Annotated in this window: 15 protein-coding genes and 1 pseudogene; 10 read left to right on the top strand and 6 right to left on the bottom strand. The window is 58.0% G+C overall.

The window, feature by feature from the left end; all coding sequences use genetic code 11:
- The first annotated feature begins 185 nt into the window (after positions 1 to 185).
- On the top strand, positions 186 to 455 hold the full coding sequence (locus tag K5K95_RS29410) for a hypothetical protein (protein ID WP_222587337.1): 270 nt from the start codon (positions 186 to 188) through the stop codon (positions 453 to 455).
- 110 nt (positions 456 to 565) lie between these two features.
- Here the strand turns inward: K5K95_RS29410 and K5K95_RS29405 are convergent.
- A pseudogene (locus tag K5K95_RS29405) lies at positions 566 to 967 on the bottom strand (DUF6632 domain-containing protein); the annotation flags it as partial.
- A 409-nt stretch (positions 968 to 1,376) separates the two neighbouring features.
- Entirely contained in the window at positions 1,377 to 2,198 is an 822-nt protein-coding gene (locus K5K95_RS29400) for a DeoR/GlpR family DNA-binding transcription regulator (protein WP_222587336.1), read from the bottom strand.
- A 360-nt stretch (positions 2,199 to 2,558) separates the two neighbouring features.
- Here K5K95_RS29400 and ltnD point away from each other — a divergent pair, with 360 nt between their 5' ends.
- The 5 genes from ltnD to otnI all read left to right on the top strand — a co-directional run bounded on the left by ltnD (position 2,559) and on the right by otnI (position 7,970).
- A complete protein-coding gene (gene ltnD / locus K5K95_RS29395; protein ID WP_222587335.1) occupies positions 2,559 to 3,464 on the top strand; it encodes an L-threonate dehydrogenase in 906 nt (301 codons plus the stop codon).
- Positions 3,465 to 3,474: 10 nt separating this feature from the next.
- Positions 3,475 to 4,773, top strand: a complete 1,299-nt coding sequence (otnK, locus tag K5K95_RS29390; protein ID WP_222587334.1) for a 3-oxo-tetronate kinase — start codon at positions 3,475 to 3,477, stop codon at positions 4,771 to 4,773.
- A gap of 8 nt (positions 4,774 to 4,781) precedes the next feature.
- Positions 4,782 to 5,420 carry an aldolase gene (locus tag K5K95_RS29385; RefSeq protein WP_222587333.1) on the top strand — a complete coding sequence of 213 codons (639 nt, stop codon included), beginning with the start codon at positions 4,782 to 4,784 and terminating at the stop codon, positions 5,418 to 5,420.
- 189 nt (positions 5,421 to 5,609) lie between these two features.
- Positions 5,610 to 7,070, top strand: a complete 1,461-nt coding sequence (locus tag K5K95_RS29380; RefSeq protein WP_222587332.1) for an SLC13 family permease — start codon at positions 5,610 to 5,612, stop codon at positions 7,068 to 7,070.
- A 117-nt stretch (positions 7,071 to 7,187) separates the two neighbouring features.
- The gene (gene otnI, locus K5K95_RS29375) at positions 7,188 to 7,970 is read left to right on the top strand and encodes a 2-oxo-tetronate isomerase (RefSeq protein ID WP_222587331.1); all 783 of its coding nucleotides are present in this window, start codon (positions 7,188 to 7,190) and stop codon (positions 7,968 to 7,970) included.
- A 132-nt stretch (positions 7,971 to 8,102) separates the two neighbouring features.
- Here the strand turns inward: otnI and K5K95_RS29370 are convergent, their stop codons facing one another.
- Positions 8,103 to 8,990, bottom strand: coding sequence for a LysR substrate-binding domain-containing protein (locus K5K95_RS29370; RefSeq protein WP_222587330.1), 888 nt, complete (start codon positions 8,988 to 8,990; stop codon positions 8,103 to 8,105).
- A gap of 108 nt (positions 8,991 to 9,098) precedes the next feature.
- Between K5K95_RS29370 and K5K95_RS29365 the strand changes: the two genes are divergently transcribed.
- The 3 genes from K5K95_RS29365 (at position 9,099) to K5K95_RS29355 (ending at position 10,255) form a co-directional block, all read left to right on the top strand.
- Positions 9,099 to 9,434, top strand: coding sequence for a carboxymuconolactone decarboxylase family protein (locus K5K95_RS29365; RefSeq protein ID WP_222587329.1), 336 nt, complete (start codon positions 9,099 to 9,101; stop codon positions 9,432 to 9,434).
- A 6-nt stretch (positions 9,435 to 9,440) separates the two neighbouring features.
- Positions 9,441 to 9,815, top strand: coding sequence for a tautomerase family protein (locus K5K95_RS29360; RefSeq protein WP_222587328.1), 375 nt, complete (start codon positions 9,441 to 9,443; stop codon positions 9,813 to 9,815).
- Positions 9,816 to 9,925: 110 nt separating this feature from the next.
- A complete protein-coding gene (locus K5K95_RS29355) occupies positions 9,926 to 10,255 on the top strand; it encodes a DHCW motif cupin fold protein (RefSeq protein WP_222586279.1) in 330 nt (109 codons plus the stop codon).
- Between the two features lie 429 nt (positions 10,256 to 10,684).
- On the opposite strand, the gene K5K95_RS29350 is transcribed toward K5K95_RS29355, so the two are convergent.
- Complete coding sequence (locus tag K5K95_RS29350; RefSeq protein WP_261398096.1) at positions 10,685 to 11,605, bottom strand: LysR family transcriptional regulator; 921 nt, start codon at positions 11,603 to 11,605, stop codon at positions 10,685 to 10,687.
- 152 nt (positions 11,606 to 11,757) lie between these two features.
- Between K5K95_RS29350 and K5K95_RS29345 the strand changes: the two genes are divergently transcribed.
- A complete protein-coding gene (locus tag K5K95_RS29345) occupies positions 11,758 to 12,789 on the top strand; it encodes an alcohol dehydrogenase catalytic domain-containing protein (protein ID WP_222587327.1) in 1,032 nt (343 codons plus the stop codon).
- Between the two features lie 471 nt (positions 12,790 to 13,260).
- On the opposite strand, the gene K5K95_RS29340 is transcribed toward K5K95_RS29345, so the two are convergent.
- Together K5K95_RS29340 and K5K95_RS29335 are read right to left on the bottom strand one after the other, a co-directional pair.
- Complete coding sequence (locus K5K95_RS29340) at positions 13,261 to 13,806, bottom strand: DinB family protein (RefSeq protein WP_222590462.1); 546 nt, start codon at positions 13,804 to 13,806, stop codon at positions 13,261 to 13,263.
- A 498-nt stretch (positions 13,807 to 14,304) separates the two neighbouring features.
- Complete coding sequence (locus K5K95_RS29335) at positions 14,305 to 14,934, bottom strand: LysE family translocator (RefSeq protein WP_222587326.1); 630 nt, start codon at positions 14,932 to 14,934, stop codon at positions 14,305 to 14,307.
- Positions 14,935 to 15,060: the final 126 nt, after the last annotated feature.

The raw sequence follows: 15,060 nt of genomic DNA, 5'->3' as shown, positions 1-15,060 counted from the left end.
TACCAGCGAGTCAAAAGCATCCAGCGGATGGAGCGATGGAAAATGAGCGCTAAGCTTTCATCTACTGTCGGGCTTATTGAACAGATCGGGCTTTGCATGCGATTGACCAACCCTGCAAAGGCACTATCGACCCATTGCGGTCTAGTTATAGCTAGCCCTTCACAACAAGCCTCGGAGGGGAACCAATGAAACGCTTCGTAACGCTGATCGCCATTTCTTTGCTGACCACTGCTTGTCAGAGCAATAACGGCATCACCCAAATCGACAATTGTGTCTGCTATAAAACCGCCGAGGGACAAGCTTTGCAAGCATCGCAAATAGCATGGAAAGACCCCAAAGCGTTACAGAAACAATTCTCCCATTGTATTTGCCGAGCCTTGGTTGACCTGAAGGAGGCCAAGGATCCCGGTAAATATTTTGTGCCCGGAACCGAGATTCGAACTGAGCTGAAATAGATGAGTGGGGTGGTTAACAGACTCTGTTTTCGAGGTATTCAGTGAGTTTTGACGCAGCATTGGCCGATTGGGGTCTGTTGTGAGGGGCAGCAATCGACCCAAACCGGTCGAGCCCCATTGTATGTCCGGGGCCGAGCGGCCAACTGCGAGCGGGGCGTCAAGATGGCCAAGGCAACCGCCACGATGAAGAGCGCCGGCACGTCACCTGCCAAGTGCCCCATTTGCCCCGGCTGGGTGACCGCCTGGACGGCCATGATTCCTGCGTGTACGGCGCTAGACCACACGGTGAACCAAATCAGGCTCAGATTGGCTAATGGATCTCGTGCGGCCAGGATCAAGAACACGCCAAGTGTGGCGTAGATGCCGACGATCATCATCGGGTAATCCGAGTGACCGATGTGCCAGGCCCAGCCGGACGGCCAGACCAACATAAGTGGGTAGAGAGCAAGGCACGCGAGGCCAGCCAAAACTAGTACGGCGCGCAAATACCTGAGGCGATCGACTACGGTCATGGCGGACTCCTCTTTGGGCCTGACTCTAAATTGACCCCAAGTGGGGTGATAACACCTTCACGGGCTTGGTGGATAACATTCCATGTTCTGTCGTCCAGCCCTGACTGGACCGGGCATTGTGACAGTCGGGTGACCGCTGAAGGTGTCTATACACCATGGACGCAAAGCCCAATCTACTCAATTAGTTCCGGCAGTAGACCAATCATAGCTACTCATTAACTGTCGCTCCGTTCACCGGCTGCTTGTGGACGTTTTTTTCCTGTCGCGACCGGTTGAAAACGACCCAAAGCAGACGGAGTGCCGGTCGCGTGGCAACAGATCGGCCGGCTTGCGCTGTTACGTGACTGGATGGCGTGCCAGGCGCAACAGAGGAGGGGGCCAGGGGCTCTGCTTTATCCAGGCCCGCTGCTCAAGTCGGGGTACTGTCAGAAGGTAGCAACAGTTCGACGCCCTGCTTGCGGATGCCATCGGCCGCGGCCGGGGTCAGCGCGTCGTCGCTGAGGATGATGTCGAACTGCTCCAGCCCGGCGATCTTGTACATACTGAAAGTACCGTACTTCGAACTACTGGCGATCAGCACCACTTGCGAAGCCGATTGCATCGCGGCTTGTTTGACCTCCACCTTCAGTGCCGAAGGCGTGGTGAGGCCACGACGCAAATCCCAGGAACTGGTCGATATGAACGCGATATCGGTGACAACCTGACGCAAGGTGGCAACCGCCAGTCCACCCACGCATGATTGATTGGAGTGATCCAACTGCCCGCCGGTGTGAATCACTGTGACATGGGGGGCATCGATCAATGCCTGCACGATCCCGAAGTCGTTAGTCACCACGGTCACGCCCGTCAGCGCCTTGATATACGGGACGATCTCCAGTGTGCTCGTTCCCGCATCCAGATAAATCGTCATGTCGGCATGCAGTAACCGCGCAGCCAGCTTGGCCATCGCCTGCTTCTGCGGCAACTCGACCACCGCCTTGGACTGATGGCTGGGCTCGCTGTGGAGCTGGCTCGCGATTCGCACGCCACCCGTTACCGAGTAAGCACGGCCTTCCTGCTCCAGCAACGCTATGTCGCGGCGTATGGTCATGTGCGAGCAGTCGAACATGTCGATCAATTGATGAACGCTCAGCACCTGATGCTTGCGCAACTGGCGCAGCATCAACTCACGGCGCTGTTCAGGAATCATCGGTGCGCCGCGTTCGTCGGCGATGTCCTTTTGACTAGGCATCCGGGCTCCAAAGTAAAAATCCGCATGAAAGGAAAGCGGGCAAACATAGTAGCGAATCTACGGTGAAGGGACGAGCTGCTCGAAGATGGTGTTAAAAAATGTTATTTGAAAAAAATACTTCACATAATCTGCTCATTGGGGGATTATCTGTTCAACCTGTATGACGACCTGATTACCAAGGGCGCGGCCTCTTCGTCACGGCCAACGCCAATATCCAGGCGATCGTCGCGGCTATTCGCGGCTATTCGCGGCTATCCGCTCGTCGCCGGGTATGCCGCCCGCGCACATATCTACAATGCGGCCCGCCGTCTACGCCTTGCCGGCGTTGAATAAGCCGCTGTTTTTCTCAGGAGTCCCCCAATGAATAACAAGAATGTCGGTGTTGTCGGTCTGGGCGCGATGGGTCTGGGTATTGCCCGCTCGTTGTTGCGCAGCGGTTTCAATGTGCATGCCTGTGATGTGCGCGCTGCCGTAACAGAACAGTTCGCCGGTGAGGGCGGCGTGGCTTGCCCGTCGCCGTCGCACATGGCCGCTGAATGTGACGTGATCATTACCGTGGTGGTCAACGCCGAGCAGACCGAGACTGTATTGTTCGGTGAGGGTGGTGCCGTGGCCGCACTGCGCCCGGGCAGCCTGGTGATCGGCTGCGCCACAGTCGCTCCGACCTATGCCGTGGATCTTGGCCAGCGTCTGGCCGCGCTGGGTTTGCTCTATCTGGATGCACCGATTTCCGGTGGTGCCGCCAAGGCTGCCGCTGGCGAGATGACCATGATGACCTCGGGCCCGGCCGACGCCTATGCCAAGGCCGAGTCGATCCTGGCTGGTATGGCCGGCAAGGTTTATCGCCTGGGTGACGTCCATGGCCTGGGTTCGAAGGTCAAAATCATTAACCAGCTTCTGGCTGGGGTGCATATCGCCGCTTCTGCCGAAGCCATGGCGCTGGGCCTGCGTGAAGGGGTCGATGCCGATGCGCTGTATGAGGTGATCACCCACAGCGCCGGTAATTCCTGGATGTTCGAAAACCGCGTGCCGCACATTCTCAAGGCTGACTACACGCCGTTGTCCGCAGTGGATATTTTCGTCAAGGACCTGGGGCTGGTACTGGATACCGCCCGGGCCAGCAAATTCCCGCTGCCGCTGTCGGCCACAGCTCACCAAATGTTCATGCAGGCGTCCAGCGCCGGCTTCGGCCGTGAGGACGATTCGGCGGTGATCAAAATTTTCCCGGGCATCGAATTGCCGACTGCCAAGCCTGAGCCCGTTTGAGGAACACCCCATGACTACATCCACCGCACGCCCGCTGCTGGGCTGCATCGCCGACGACTTCACCGGTGCCACGGATCTGGCCAACATGCTGGTGCGCGGTGGCATGCGCACCGTGCAAAGCATCGGTATCCCGAGCGCGGAAATTGCCGCCGGGCTTGATGCCGATGCCATCGTCATTGCCTTGAAATCACGTACCACGCCGGTCGCCGAAGCGGTCGAGCAGTCCCTCGCCGCGCTGGCCTGGTTGCGCGAGCAAGGTTGCGAGCAGATCTTTTTCAAATATTGCTCGACGTTCGACTCCACCGCAGCCGGCAATATCGGTCAGGTCAGCGAAGCGCTGCTGGCTGCACTGGGCAGCGACTTTACCCTGGCCTGCCCGGCATTCCCGGAGAATGGCCGGACAATCTTTCGCGGCCACCTGTTTGTCCAGAATCAACTGCTCAGCGAGTCGGGCATGCAGCATCACCCGCTGACGCCGATGACCGATGCCAATCTGGTTCGGGTCCTGCAATCGCAAACCCGCCTGAATGTCGGTCTGTTGTGCTACGACACCATTGCCCGCGGTATTGAGCCGGTACGTGAGCGAATCGCAGAGTTGAAAGCTCAAGGTGTCGGCATGGCCATCGCCGATGCCTTGTCGGACAGCGATCTGTATACCCTCGGTAGCGCCTGCGCCGATCTGCCGTTGCTGACTGGTGGTTCGGGGCTGGCCCTGGGCCTGCCGGAAAACTTCCGTCGCGCCGGCAAGCTGCGCAATCTCGATGCCTCGAAACTTCCGGCGGTGTCCGGCGGTGAAGTGGTGTTGGCCGGCAGTGCTTCGATCGCCACCAATGGGCAAGTGGCGGCCTGGCTCGAAGCCGGTCGGCCGGCCCTGCGGATTGATCCGTTGGCCTTGGCGGCGGGTGAACCGGTGGTGGCGCAAGCCTTGGCCTTCGCTCGTGATAACGAACAAACCGTATTGATCTACGCCACCAGCTCACCGGAAACGGTCAAGTCGGTGCAACAGCAACTGGGTGTGGAACAAGCCGGCAGTCTGGTGGAAAACGCCTTTGGCGAAATTGCACAAGGTCTGCGCCAGAGCGGTGTGCGCCGCTTCGTGATCGCCGGCGGAGAAACCTCGGGCGCTGTGGTTCAGGCGCTGGGCGTACAACTGCTTCAGATTGGCGCGCAGATCGATCCGGGTGTACCCGCGACCGTCAGCAGTACTGACGAACCTTTGGCGCTGGCACTCAAATCGGGCAACTTCGGTGGCCGGGATTTCTTCAGCAAAGCCTTGAACCAACTCGCCCCGGCCGGAGGTGCGCAGTGAGCAGTGCAGTGACTAACGAAAACGCCCTGCGCGAAGAAATCTGTGAGGTAGGCCGTAGCCTTTATCAGCGCGGATACACCGTTGGCAGCGCCGGCAATATCAGCGCGCGCCTGGACGACGGCTGGTTGATCACCCCAACCGATGTCTGCCTCGGACGCCTCGATCCGGCAACCATCGCCAAGGTCAACCTGGCTGGCGAATGGGTGTCCGGTGACAAGCCCTCAAAGACATTGGCGCTGCATCGCCAGGTCTACGACCGCAACCCAAGTGTCGGCGGCGTGGTGCATACCCACTCCACCCATCTGGTGGCGTTGACGCTGGCCGGTGTCTGGCAGGCGGACGACATTCTGCCGCCGCTGACGCCGTATCAGGTCATGAAAGTCGGGCATATCCCGTTGATTGGCTACCAGCGACCCGGTTCGCCGAAGGTTGCCGAACAGGTCGCCCAGCTGGCCAACAGCGTTCGCGGCGTGATGCTCGAACGGCTGGGCCCGGTGGTCTGGGAGAGTTCGGTGTCCAGGGCCAGCTACGCCCTGGAAGAACTCGAGGAAACCGCGCGGCTCTGGCTGATGAGCAATCCCAAGCCTGAACCGCTCGATCAGGTGGCGCTGGACGAGCTGCGAGAGACTTTTGGTGCGCACTGGTAAGGCATTGGCTTAACACGACAGATTGATAACGCAGGCCCTGACCGGGAGGCGCGCAGCGACTCCCGATGGCCGAGGCTTGCCAAAAAATACAATAACAAGAGGAAAACCAGGCATGACTCATCTTCATTGCGGCATGTTCAGATCCAGTGGCGGCACCGTTTCGCCCACCCGGCATGGAGGGGGCGTGAAATGAGCCCGTTAATCCTGCTGGTTACCGCGGGGCTCGGGATCGCTCTGCTGTTGTTCCTGGTGCTCAAGTACAAGTTTCAGCCATTCGTGGCCTTGATGCTGGTGAGCATTCTGGTGGCGCTGGTGGCCGGGGTGAAACCGGTCGATCTGGTCGCCACCATCGAAGGCGGCATGGGTAAGACCCTGGGCCATATTGCGATAATCATTGCCCTGGGCGCGATGATCGGGCGGATCATCGAGCTCTCCGGCGGTGCCGAGGCGCTGGCCAAGACGCTGATTACCCGTTTCGGCAATCGACGGACGCCGCTGGCGTTGACGATGGCCGGCTTCATGGTCGGGGTGCCGGTGTTTTTCGAGGTCGGCGTGATCATCCTCATGCCGCTGGCCTATGGTGTTGCCCGCAGTGCGCGTAAGCCGCTGTTGGTGTTCGCGCTGCCGATGTGCGCGGCTTTATTGACCGTACACGCCTTTCTGCCGCCACACCCGGGCGCCGTGGCCGCTGCCAGTCAGTTGGGCGCGGATCTGGGTCGCGTGCTGATGTTCGGTCTGCCCATCACCGCGTTCCTTTGCTATGTCGGCTACCGCGTGGCCGGACGCATGACCCGTCGGGTGTACCCGATGACCGACGATATTCGTGCCGAGGTCTATGGCCCGCATGTCACCAATGAAGATCTGACCGCCTGGTCCAATGGCAACCACACGAACACTGCGCAAGCAGCCGTGGCTGCATCGCATATGGGCCTGGAGGAGTCCACGAGCAGCATCGTTGCCAAGTTGCCGCCGGCACCCGCACCGGGGTTTGGTCTGATCGTCAGCCTGATCCTGCTGCCCATCATCCTGATTCTGCTAGGAACTCTGTCCACCTCGCTGCTGCCTGCCGATTCGCTCCTGCGCGGCATCATGACCGTGCTCGGCGCGCCGATGGTGGCGTTGCTGCTCGACACCTTGCTGTGTGCCTGGCTGCTGGGTACGCGTCGGGGCTGGAGCCGCAGTCAAGTTTCCGATGTGATCGGTTCGGCTTTGCCCGGCGTAGCCATGGTGATCCTGATCGCTGGTGCCGGGGGGGTGTTTGGCAAGGTGCTGGTGGATACCGGAATCGGTGCCGTGGTCTCCGAAATGTTGCGCACAACCGGGCTGCCGGTGCTGGCGCTGGGCTTTCTGCTGACCCTGCTGCTGCGCGCGGTGCAGGGCTCGACCACGGTGGCGCTGGTGACCACTGCCGGCATCATCAGCCCACTGATTGCGACCCTCAATCTCACCCCGAACCACATGGCCCTGCTGTGCCTGGCCATGGGCGGTGGCGGGTTGGCCATGTCCCATATCAATGATGCCGGTTACTGGATCTTCACCAAACTGTCCGGGCTGAACGTGGCCGACGGCTTGCGCACCTGGACGGTATTGACCACTTTGCTCGGCACCTTGGGTTTCTGTATTACCCTGCTGATCTGGCCCTTTGTCTAACGAACTGTCGACCTGCAGGAGCACGGCTTGCCGGCGATGGCGTCCTTGAGATCGCCATCGTCAGAACGCCGCCCGGAGCAAGCTCGGCTCCTACAAAAACCATCTATAGGAGTTACCATGCCTCGTTTTGCTGCCAACCTCAGCATGCTCTATCCGGAGCATGCATTTCTGGATCGCTTCGCCGCCGCGGCGGCTGATGGTTTCGAAGCGGTGGAGTATCTGTTTCCCTACGACTACAGCGCTGAAGAACTCAAGCAACGCTTGAGCGACAACGGCCTGGTGCAGGCGCTGTTCAATGCGCCGCCCGGTGACTGGACGGCGGGCGAGCGGGGCACGGTGACGTTGCCGGGCCGGGAGAGTGAATTTCGTAGCGGTTTTGATCGTGCCCTGGAATACGCAGAGGTACTGGGCAACTCACGGATCCATGTTATGGCCGGCCTGCTGCCATCCGAAAGTGATCGGGCGCGGCATCACGCCATTTACCTGGACAACCTCGCCTATGCCACCGCCCAAGCGGCCAAGGTCGGCGTCACGGTATTGCTCGAGCCAATCAATACGCGGGACATGCCGGGCTTTTTCCTCAACCGGCAGGATCAGGCCCAGGCCATCTGCAAGGAAGTGGGCGCCAGTAACCTGAAGGTTCAGTTCGACTGCTACCACTGTCAAATCGTCGAGGGCGACCTGGCCACTAAACTGCGTCGGGACTTCGACGGTATTGGCCATATCCAGATCGCCGGCGTGCCGGACCGACATGAACCGGACCTGGGAGAAGTCAACTATCCCTATCTGTTCGAGCTGATCGATCAGTTGGGCTATGACGGTTGGGTAGGGTGTGAATACCGGTCGCGTGGCAATACCTCGGCCGGTTTGCAGTGGTTGCGCGACTGGAAATCGCGTTAAGCGCAGGAAAAACTAATCCATTGAACCGTTTTTCGTTGGTCACCTTTTATGACGACCACGGAGGTCGCTGCATAACTTGTGATCCCACTCGACCATAGCCGTAGTTCGAATTGAACCCTTGGGTGCCTTCGATTATTTCGTAATCGTGAAACGATACGTCTGTTCTTGCAGGCTCGTTTTGATTAATGAGGCCAATTGTTGGGTGGCTGGTGTTGGGTCGTCGCCATTGCTGTGAAGCACATAGCCAAGGCTTGGAACGGGGGGTAAGCCAGAAACAACGGTGAGATGGCTCGGCAGCCCGATGCGGGTTCGCAGCGTCAGGCCCAATCCGGCGGCGACGGCCGCCCAGATACCGCCGACGCTGGGGCTGGTCAGGGCGATCCGCCAAGGTATTTGCGCGGCATCCAGCGCCTGGGCGGCGGCGCTGCGCAATACGCAAGGCGCGTCGAACATGATCAATGGCAACGGTGAGTCATCAAGGGCCGTCAGCAATGGCGTATCGCGGGCCCCGATCCAGTGCATCTGTGTTTCGCCCAGACGTGTGGCATAGGGCGACATGTGCCCGGTGTCCCAGGTCAGGGCCAGGTCCAGATCGGCGCTTTCGACCAGAGCAAGCAGTTCGGCGTTACGGGCGATCCTGACTTCGAGATTCACCCTCGGGTAAGTCTGGACGAAGCGTCGCAGGATATCGCTCAGGAAATGTTCCCCGAAGTCCTCTTGAAGCCCGAGGCGTATGGTCCCGGCGGTTTGGCTTTCATGCAGGGTCTGGAAAATGCCGTCGTTGAGCTCCAGCAACCGGCGGGCATGGCTGAGCAGTGTTTCTCCCGTGGGGGTCAAGACCAGTCCGCGACCGGATTTAGCCAGTACCGGCGTACCGACCTGCTCCTCGAGTTTCTTCAATTGAGCGCTTACGGCAGACGTCGACCGACCGAGACGATCCGCCGCTTTGGCAAAACTGTTGAACTCCACGCCGGTGACGAAGGTGCGCAATACGTCAAGATCGAAGGTTGGGCGGCGCATTCAATGGTCCACTAATTCGGGATGATTGGTGCTATTAAATCTGATATTCGGAATTATCGCGACTTGATAGTTTTCCCCCGTCAATTGGGACATCAGGGGAAAAACATCATGAGTGCATCGATGGTCACGGGGCGGGAACACCCGAGCAGCTACCCGCAGAAGTTTACCGAGCTGACCGACAACGTATTGTTTGGCGACATGTGGACGCGTACGCAATTGAAGCCCCGTGAACGCAGTCTCGCGACGGTGGCCGCGCTGGTGGCGATGTACCGTCTGGAGCATCTGCCATTTCATTTGAAACGTGCACTGGATAACGGCTTGTGTGTCGACGAACTGGCCGAAGTCATAACCCATCTGGCGTTTTATTCAGGTTGGCCGACAGCCGCCTCGGCGCTGAATTTGCTCAGTGAGCTACAGGCTTGCCTTCCAAAACGTCAGGAGTAATCGTTGATGCCGTTTGCACGAATTTCACTGCACCGCGGGAAGTCGGCCGAGTATTTACAGGCATTGTCTGAGGGTTTGCACGACGCCTTGGTCGAGAGCTTCGAAGTGCCGAAGACTGATCGCTTCCAGGCCATTCACCAACATGAGATCGGCGAGCTGATATTTGATCCCCACTACTTGGGCGGGCCGCGTAGCCATGACTTTTTGCTAATCGCGATTACCGCAGGCCGTCCTCGAAGTGTTGAGACCAAACAGCGTTTTTACCGCGATCTGGTCGAGAAATTGGGGCGGGCGACGGGACTGAACGCGGAGGATGTCATGGTGGTGATTTCCACTACGGCCAGCGATGAGTGGTCGTTTGGAGGAGGGCGGGGCAACTAGCCTTCGGGTGGGCGCAGCGCCTGTATCCCATAAATGCATCACCTCTGTGTCTATCGACACCATCGCCAGATTGATACGGTCTGCATTTATCGCATGTCGATGAGGCAACCATGGATCTCACTGCAATCCCGTTCGGTACCACTGATTGGTCAACGATAGAGCCCGTGGCGCATGCCGGTCAGACAGGCACAGCCTATTGGCGTACCTGCCAGTTTGGTTCAGCGCGTGTGCGGATGGTCGAGTACAGCCCTGGCTATTTGGCCGATCACTGGTGTTGGAGAGGGCACATCCTGTTGTGCCTGGAGGGGCAGTTGCATACAGAGCTGGAGGATGGTCGTCAGTTCACACTGACGCCGGGCATGAGCTATCAGGTGGGTAATGATGCTGAGGGACATCGATCATTCACTACCCACGGTGCGAAATTGTTCATTGTGGATTAGTCGTGGGGGTGGGCGGACCTGCAGAACGCGCCCACGCAATCCGTTTGTGGCCTATACAGCCGCAATCATGGGGTCTGAAATATACGTGTGCGAATGACCGGTTATGGCCGAAAGTGGAAGCCCGAACATAAAGATACTTCCCATTAACCCGCTTGAGCCAATTCCAGAATGGCTCGTTCGATTTCAGCGTATCCATACTTTCAGTGTCAGGGACCAGTTCCGACGCTCTCGCCGGGATACTCAACCCAAGTGTTCGTTCGACATGGGTTAGCAACAGAAGCGGCAGAACAGAAAAGGGGGCGCGTCCGAAACGATTGGCCAATGATCGAGCCGCAGACAGCTGCAATGGCAATGCGCTAACGATGCTGGTCGTCGAGTTGTGCCAGGCGGAATTACATCCGGCCCGCCGCCTCTTAGGCGCAAGATCTTCTATTTGCCGGGCCGCGTTTCAGTCAGCATATTGATCAACGCTCTCAGGCCGGATGGTACATGGCGATTCGCCGAATAGTAGAGGCACAGCCCAGGATACGCGGGACACCACTGTTCCAGAACTCGTTTGAGTCGGCCGTCCTTGAGCGCATTTGCTGCAAGATGGTCAGGCACGAAGGCGATGCCTATTCCATCGATTGCTGCCTCCACCATCAGCGGTTGATCAGTCAATGTGAGAGGGCCGGGAGCGTTGATCCTTTCGACAGCGCCATGGCGCTCAAACTCCCATCGGTAGATTGCACCACTTTCAAACCGGAAGCGGATGCAATGATGGTCATACAGATCTTGCGGCACCACTGGATATCCGTGTTGCCCGAAATAATCGGGCGACGCCACTGCCGCAAAGCGGACCTCTCTCATGACTGGGATGGCCACCATATCTTTGGGTACAGCTTCCGCTAATCGGATACCTGCATCGAAACCATCGGCAACGATATCGCTCAACTTGCCATCATTGAATATGTCGAGATGGACGCGAGGATACTCGCGCAAAAACCGCGCAAGTACTGGCCACAGTACCAACCGGATGGCGCCCTCACTGGCATTGATTCGCACCGTGCCGCTGGGAGTATGGTCATCGCCCTCCAGTTCCCGAACGGCCTCTTCAACCGAGGCCATTGCCGGCCTTAGTTTTATGGCCAGGCGCTCTCCCGCCTCGGTCAAGGAGACGCTTCGGGTCGTCCTGTTGAAAAGGCGCACGTTCAACCGTTGCTCGAGAGCCTTGATCGAATGACTGATCGCCGAGGGCGTCATGTCGAGTTCGATTGCGGCGCTGCGGAAACTTCGGTGGGCTGCGACCGCCAGGAATGCGACAAAGGCCGACAGGTCATTTCCCTTGGATTGGTGAATTGATTTCATCATGGAATCAAATATTGACCAGATTGTTGCGACAGTCAATGACCCATAGACTCGAATGAAGCTGCAGCAAAGCGGGTCCAAAATGGCCAGTGCCGCTCTCAGAGCATCTCGTCCGCAGCCCAAGTACTAACCACCTGATCGAAAGGAAAAATGCGATGAAGATGAAGGCCGTTGTGATGACCGGCGCGAACAAGCCTTGGGAGGTTCATGAGGTTCCCATGCCCAAGGCAGAGCCAGGGCTGGTCTTGGTGAAAGTTCACGCCTCCGGCATGTGCTACACCGATGTGTGGGCAACTCAAGGGGCAGGCGGTGACATTTACCCCCAGACCCCGGGTCACGAAGTGGTCGGCGAAATCGTCGAAGTCGGTGCGGGCGTCCACACGCGCAAGGTTGGAGACCGAGTCGGCACCACCTGGGTACAGTCCTCCTGCGGGCGATGCCCGTACTGTCGCCAGAACCGCCCATTGACCGGCCAGACAGCCATGAACTGCGTTTCGCCCAGAACGACCGGCTTCGCGTCGCAGGGCGGGCACGCAGAGTACATCGCAATTTCTGCGGAAGGCACCGTATTGTTGCCCGATGGGCTGTCCTACACGGATGCCGCGCCCATGATGTGCGCGGGCTATACAACCTGGAGCGGCCTGCGAGACGCGGAGCCGAAACCGGGTGACAGGGTCGCGGTGCTGGGTATCGGCGGGTTGGGCCATGTCGCCTTGCAGTTCTCAAAGGCGTGCGGGTTCGAGACCATCGCGATCACGCATTCCCCAGACAAGCACAAGCTTGCGACCGACTTGGGTGCCGACCACGTCGTCACCAATGCCGAGGAGCTCTTGGCAGTCGGTGGTGCCGACGTGGTGCTGATCACCACCAACGACTACGAAACCGCCGAAAAGGCGCTCGCGGGAGTTAATCCTGACGGTCGCATCGTCCTGTGTGGGCTCGACTTCAGCAAGCCGTTCTCGGTTCCGTCCGACGGCAAGCCATTCCATATGATGCGCCAACGGGTGGTTGGCTCCACGCATGGCGGACAGCATTACCTCGCCGAAATTCTCGACTTGGCCGCGAAGGGTAAGGTCAAGCCCATTGTCGAAACCTTTTCGCTTGACCAAGCAACGGAGGCTTATGAACGTCTGTCCTCCGGGAAGATGCGATTCCGTGGTGTGTTCCAGCCTCACGGCGGAAATTGATACGCAGAGCGGTTCCGGCGACCGCGCGGTCGCCGGAACCGCGTTAATCATGAAACATGGGACTGAAAAATGGCGGCGGGTAGGTCATCGGCAATGCGCAAACGAACGTCCCCTCAACATCGCCATGCTGAAAGCCTGCGACGTGGCATTGATATCGGTCGAATATCGGCTTCTGGTAACGACGCCTGATTTATTGCTCAGAATATAAATCAGTCCCCTTTTCTATGCCCGCGCTCCACAGCTAATCCTGATCGTGCGCAAGATAGGACCGAAGTGGCTTGGTGACAAAACGCCACGTTGGGTTGAGTCGTGGCAAGTCGCTTGGATCAGTGCGTAGCAAATGGTGATAGGTCTATTTTCTCCTAGTTAGACGTCCGCTTCTGGCCGTTAGACGTCACTCGGGATCGGCAATCAACCCGGATGGCTGCGCTGTTTCGCTGACCAGATCACATGTGGCTGAGCTAGGCTTTTCTACTTTGTGCAGGGCTCGGATGGAATGAGGACGACCAGATCCGTATCACCTATGTCGACACCCGCTTGTGAAAGCAAGGTAGTCACTTGTCCACGGTGATGCGTTTGATGATTGAAGAAATGCATGAATAAACCATAAAAGTTCCTGTCAGCGGGTATTCCCTTCATGCTCGTGTAATTGAGGGTGTGATCTAGATCCGACTCTGCAATGGAGCAAGACCACTCGACAATTTTCTGATCGAGCCACTCTCGATGTGCCGAAAGTTCTCGGATATTCGAGAACAGCAACTGGTCGAGGCTTTTGAGCGTAGGAAGCTGTCGAATCGGTTCCAGAGCCAAGTAGTTCGCTGGGTGCTTGGCGAATCGCTTTAGCCAGACAGTGTCGCCGGCCACCAGATGGTTCAACGTCCCGAGAATTGAACCAAAGAATGCTTTCCTATCCACTGAGAGTTCTTCATCTGGCAGGCTTCTGGCTGCCTCATAAATTTTTGCGTTCATCCACTCGTTATAGGTCGCCATTAGGCGGATATGACTGGTTCGGCTCATCATGCTCATCCCCTGAATGAATACTTAACAAGCGATCCACGCTCATCTTGAAACCCAGTCTAGTGTTGGGTTTGTTTCGGGGGCAACAGGGGGAGGGGCCGTTCTTGCTGGGTGCTTGCATTTGGCTTGGCGAATGTCTTCATTTGGCCGATTTATGCCTGGCGCGAGCGGCGGAAAACGACCCATAACCGACGATCAAGCCAAGGAATGAATGACTGATTGGTGATCGTCCTTGAAGGTAACTACCCATGGCTTGGGAATCCGTAAAATATGAGTGTTCAAGTCCTCTTCCGGCGACTAAGTAATACGAATAAACCGATCAGTTGAATCACGCCTACGCCTATTGCCACGTTCTGCGCTACGGGGCCCAGATGGCTAAGCCAAATGGTCAAGGGAATCAAAAGCCCCGCGCCGAAGGGGATCCAGCATACGGTGAGCACCACTCGGATTAGTTTTCCATGACGTCGAGACCACGTGGGTGGGCCGTCTTTTCTAGCCTCAAAGCGGCCGGTTGAGCACCAGCAAACGTGCCGCCAGAGCTGTCATCACCACAGCGAAACCGTAAGCCCCAAGCCGTTTGGATATCAAGCCTTTGCGCTGGCGCCCATGCAGCCGTCCGGCGCAAAATCCGAGCAGGGAATGGAAGATCAATGCGATCAGCGCAAGCAACAAACCCAAGAACATCAATTGCGCGGTGACGCTGCTGGCACCTACGGTGACGAACTGCGGCAGAAATACCATGAAGAACAACAGCGCCTTGGGATTTAACAGGCTGTTGAGCGTGGCTCGGGCAAAGATCTTGCGAAACAGAGCCTGTGTGGCTTGAGTATCAGTATCCGCAGGAGGAGTCTTCAATGCCTGCCAGGCCAGCCACATCAGATAACAGGCCCCGGCCCACCGTAGCAAGTCAAACGCTGGCGCCCAACTCATCACCAGCGCACCGAGACCTGCGCTGACCATGACGGTCATCAGCACATCAGCCAGGGATATTCCCAGTGCTGCGGCGAGGCCGGCGCGCCAGCCGTGAGCAACTGCATGGCTGCTGACGATAGCCATGTTAGGGCCAGGCACGATTAGCAACAGCAGGGCGGCAACAATGAACAGGTAGAGGTTAGTGGCGTCCGGCATAGAGCAATACCTCCTTGGATGAGGAGTAATGCTAACCGGTAGTCGTCAGGCAGAAGCAGATACAGTGGGGATGGATTTGGCCGCAACAGTGGGGTGTGGAGATGCAAAATAGTTCGTTCGACAGCA

The organism is Pseudomonas sp. DR48 (assembly GCF_019823085.1).
In the GTDB taxonomy this organism is placed as follows: Bacteria; Pseudomonadota; Gammaproteobacteria; order Pseudomonadales; family Pseudomonadaceae; genus Aquipseudomonas.
This window is presented reverse-complemented; position numbering and strand designations above follow the sequence as displayed.

What these genes read in the sequence shown, in the direction of transcription:
- K5K95_RS29410 (WP_222587337.1), top strand. Translation starts at nt 186, where the DNA reads ATGAAACGCTTCGTAACGCTGATCGCCATTTCTTTGCTGACCACTGCT.
- K5K95_RS29400 (WP_222587336.1), bottom strand. Translation starts at nt 2,198, where the DNA reads ATGCCTAGTCAAAAGGACATCGCCGACGAACGCGGCGCACCGATGATT.
- ltnD (WP_222587335.1), top strand. Translation starts at nt 2,559, where the DNA reads ATGAATAACAAGAATGTCGGTGTTGTCGGTCTGGGCGCGATGGGTCTG.
- otnK (WP_222587334.1), top strand. Translation starts at nt 3,475, where the DNA reads ATGACTACATCCACCGCACGCCCGCTGCTGGGCTGCATCGCCGACGAC.
- K5K95_RS29380 (WP_222587332.1), top strand. Translation starts at nt 5,610, where the DNA reads ATGAGCCCGTTAATCCTGCTGGTTACCGCGGGGCTCGGGATCGCTCTG.
- otnI (WP_222587331.1), top strand. Translation starts at nt 7,188, where the DNA reads ATGCCTCGTTTTGCTGCCAACCTCAGCATGCTCTATCCGGAGCATGCA.
- K5K95_RS29370 (WP_222587330.1), bottom strand. Translation starts at nt 8,990, where the DNA reads ATGCGCCGCCCAACCTTCGATCTTGACGTATTGCGCACCTTCGTCACC.
- K5K95_RS29365 (WP_222587329.1), top strand. Translation starts at nt 9,099, where the DNA reads ATGAGTGCATCGATGGTCACGGGGCGGGAACACCCGAGCAGCTACCCG.
- K5K95_RS29360 (WP_222587328.1), top strand. Translation starts at nt 9,441, where the DNA reads ATGCCGTTTGCACGAATTTCACTGCACCGCGGGAAGTCGGCCGAGTAT.
- K5K95_RS29355 (WP_222586279.1), top strand. Translation starts at nt 9,926, where the DNA reads ATGGATCTCACTGCAATCCCGTTCGGTACCACTGATTGGTCAACGATA.
- K5K95_RS29350 (WP_261398096.1), bottom strand. Translation starts at nt 11,605, where the DNA reads ATGATGAAATCAATTCACCAATCCAAGGGAAATGACCTGTCGGCCTTT.
- K5K95_RS29345 (WP_222587327.1), top strand. Translation starts at nt 11,758, where the DNA reads ATGAAGATGAAGGCCGTTGTGATGACCGGCGCGAACAAGCCTTGGGAG.
- K5K95_RS29340 (WP_222590462.1), bottom strand. Translation starts at nt 13,806, where the DNA reads ATGAGCCGAACCAGTCATATCCGCCTAATGGCGACCTATAACGAGTGG.
- K5K95_RS29335 (WP_222587326.1), bottom strand. Translation starts at nt 14,934, where the DNA reads ATGCCGGACGCCACTAACCTCTACCTGTTCATTGTTGCCGCCCTGCTG.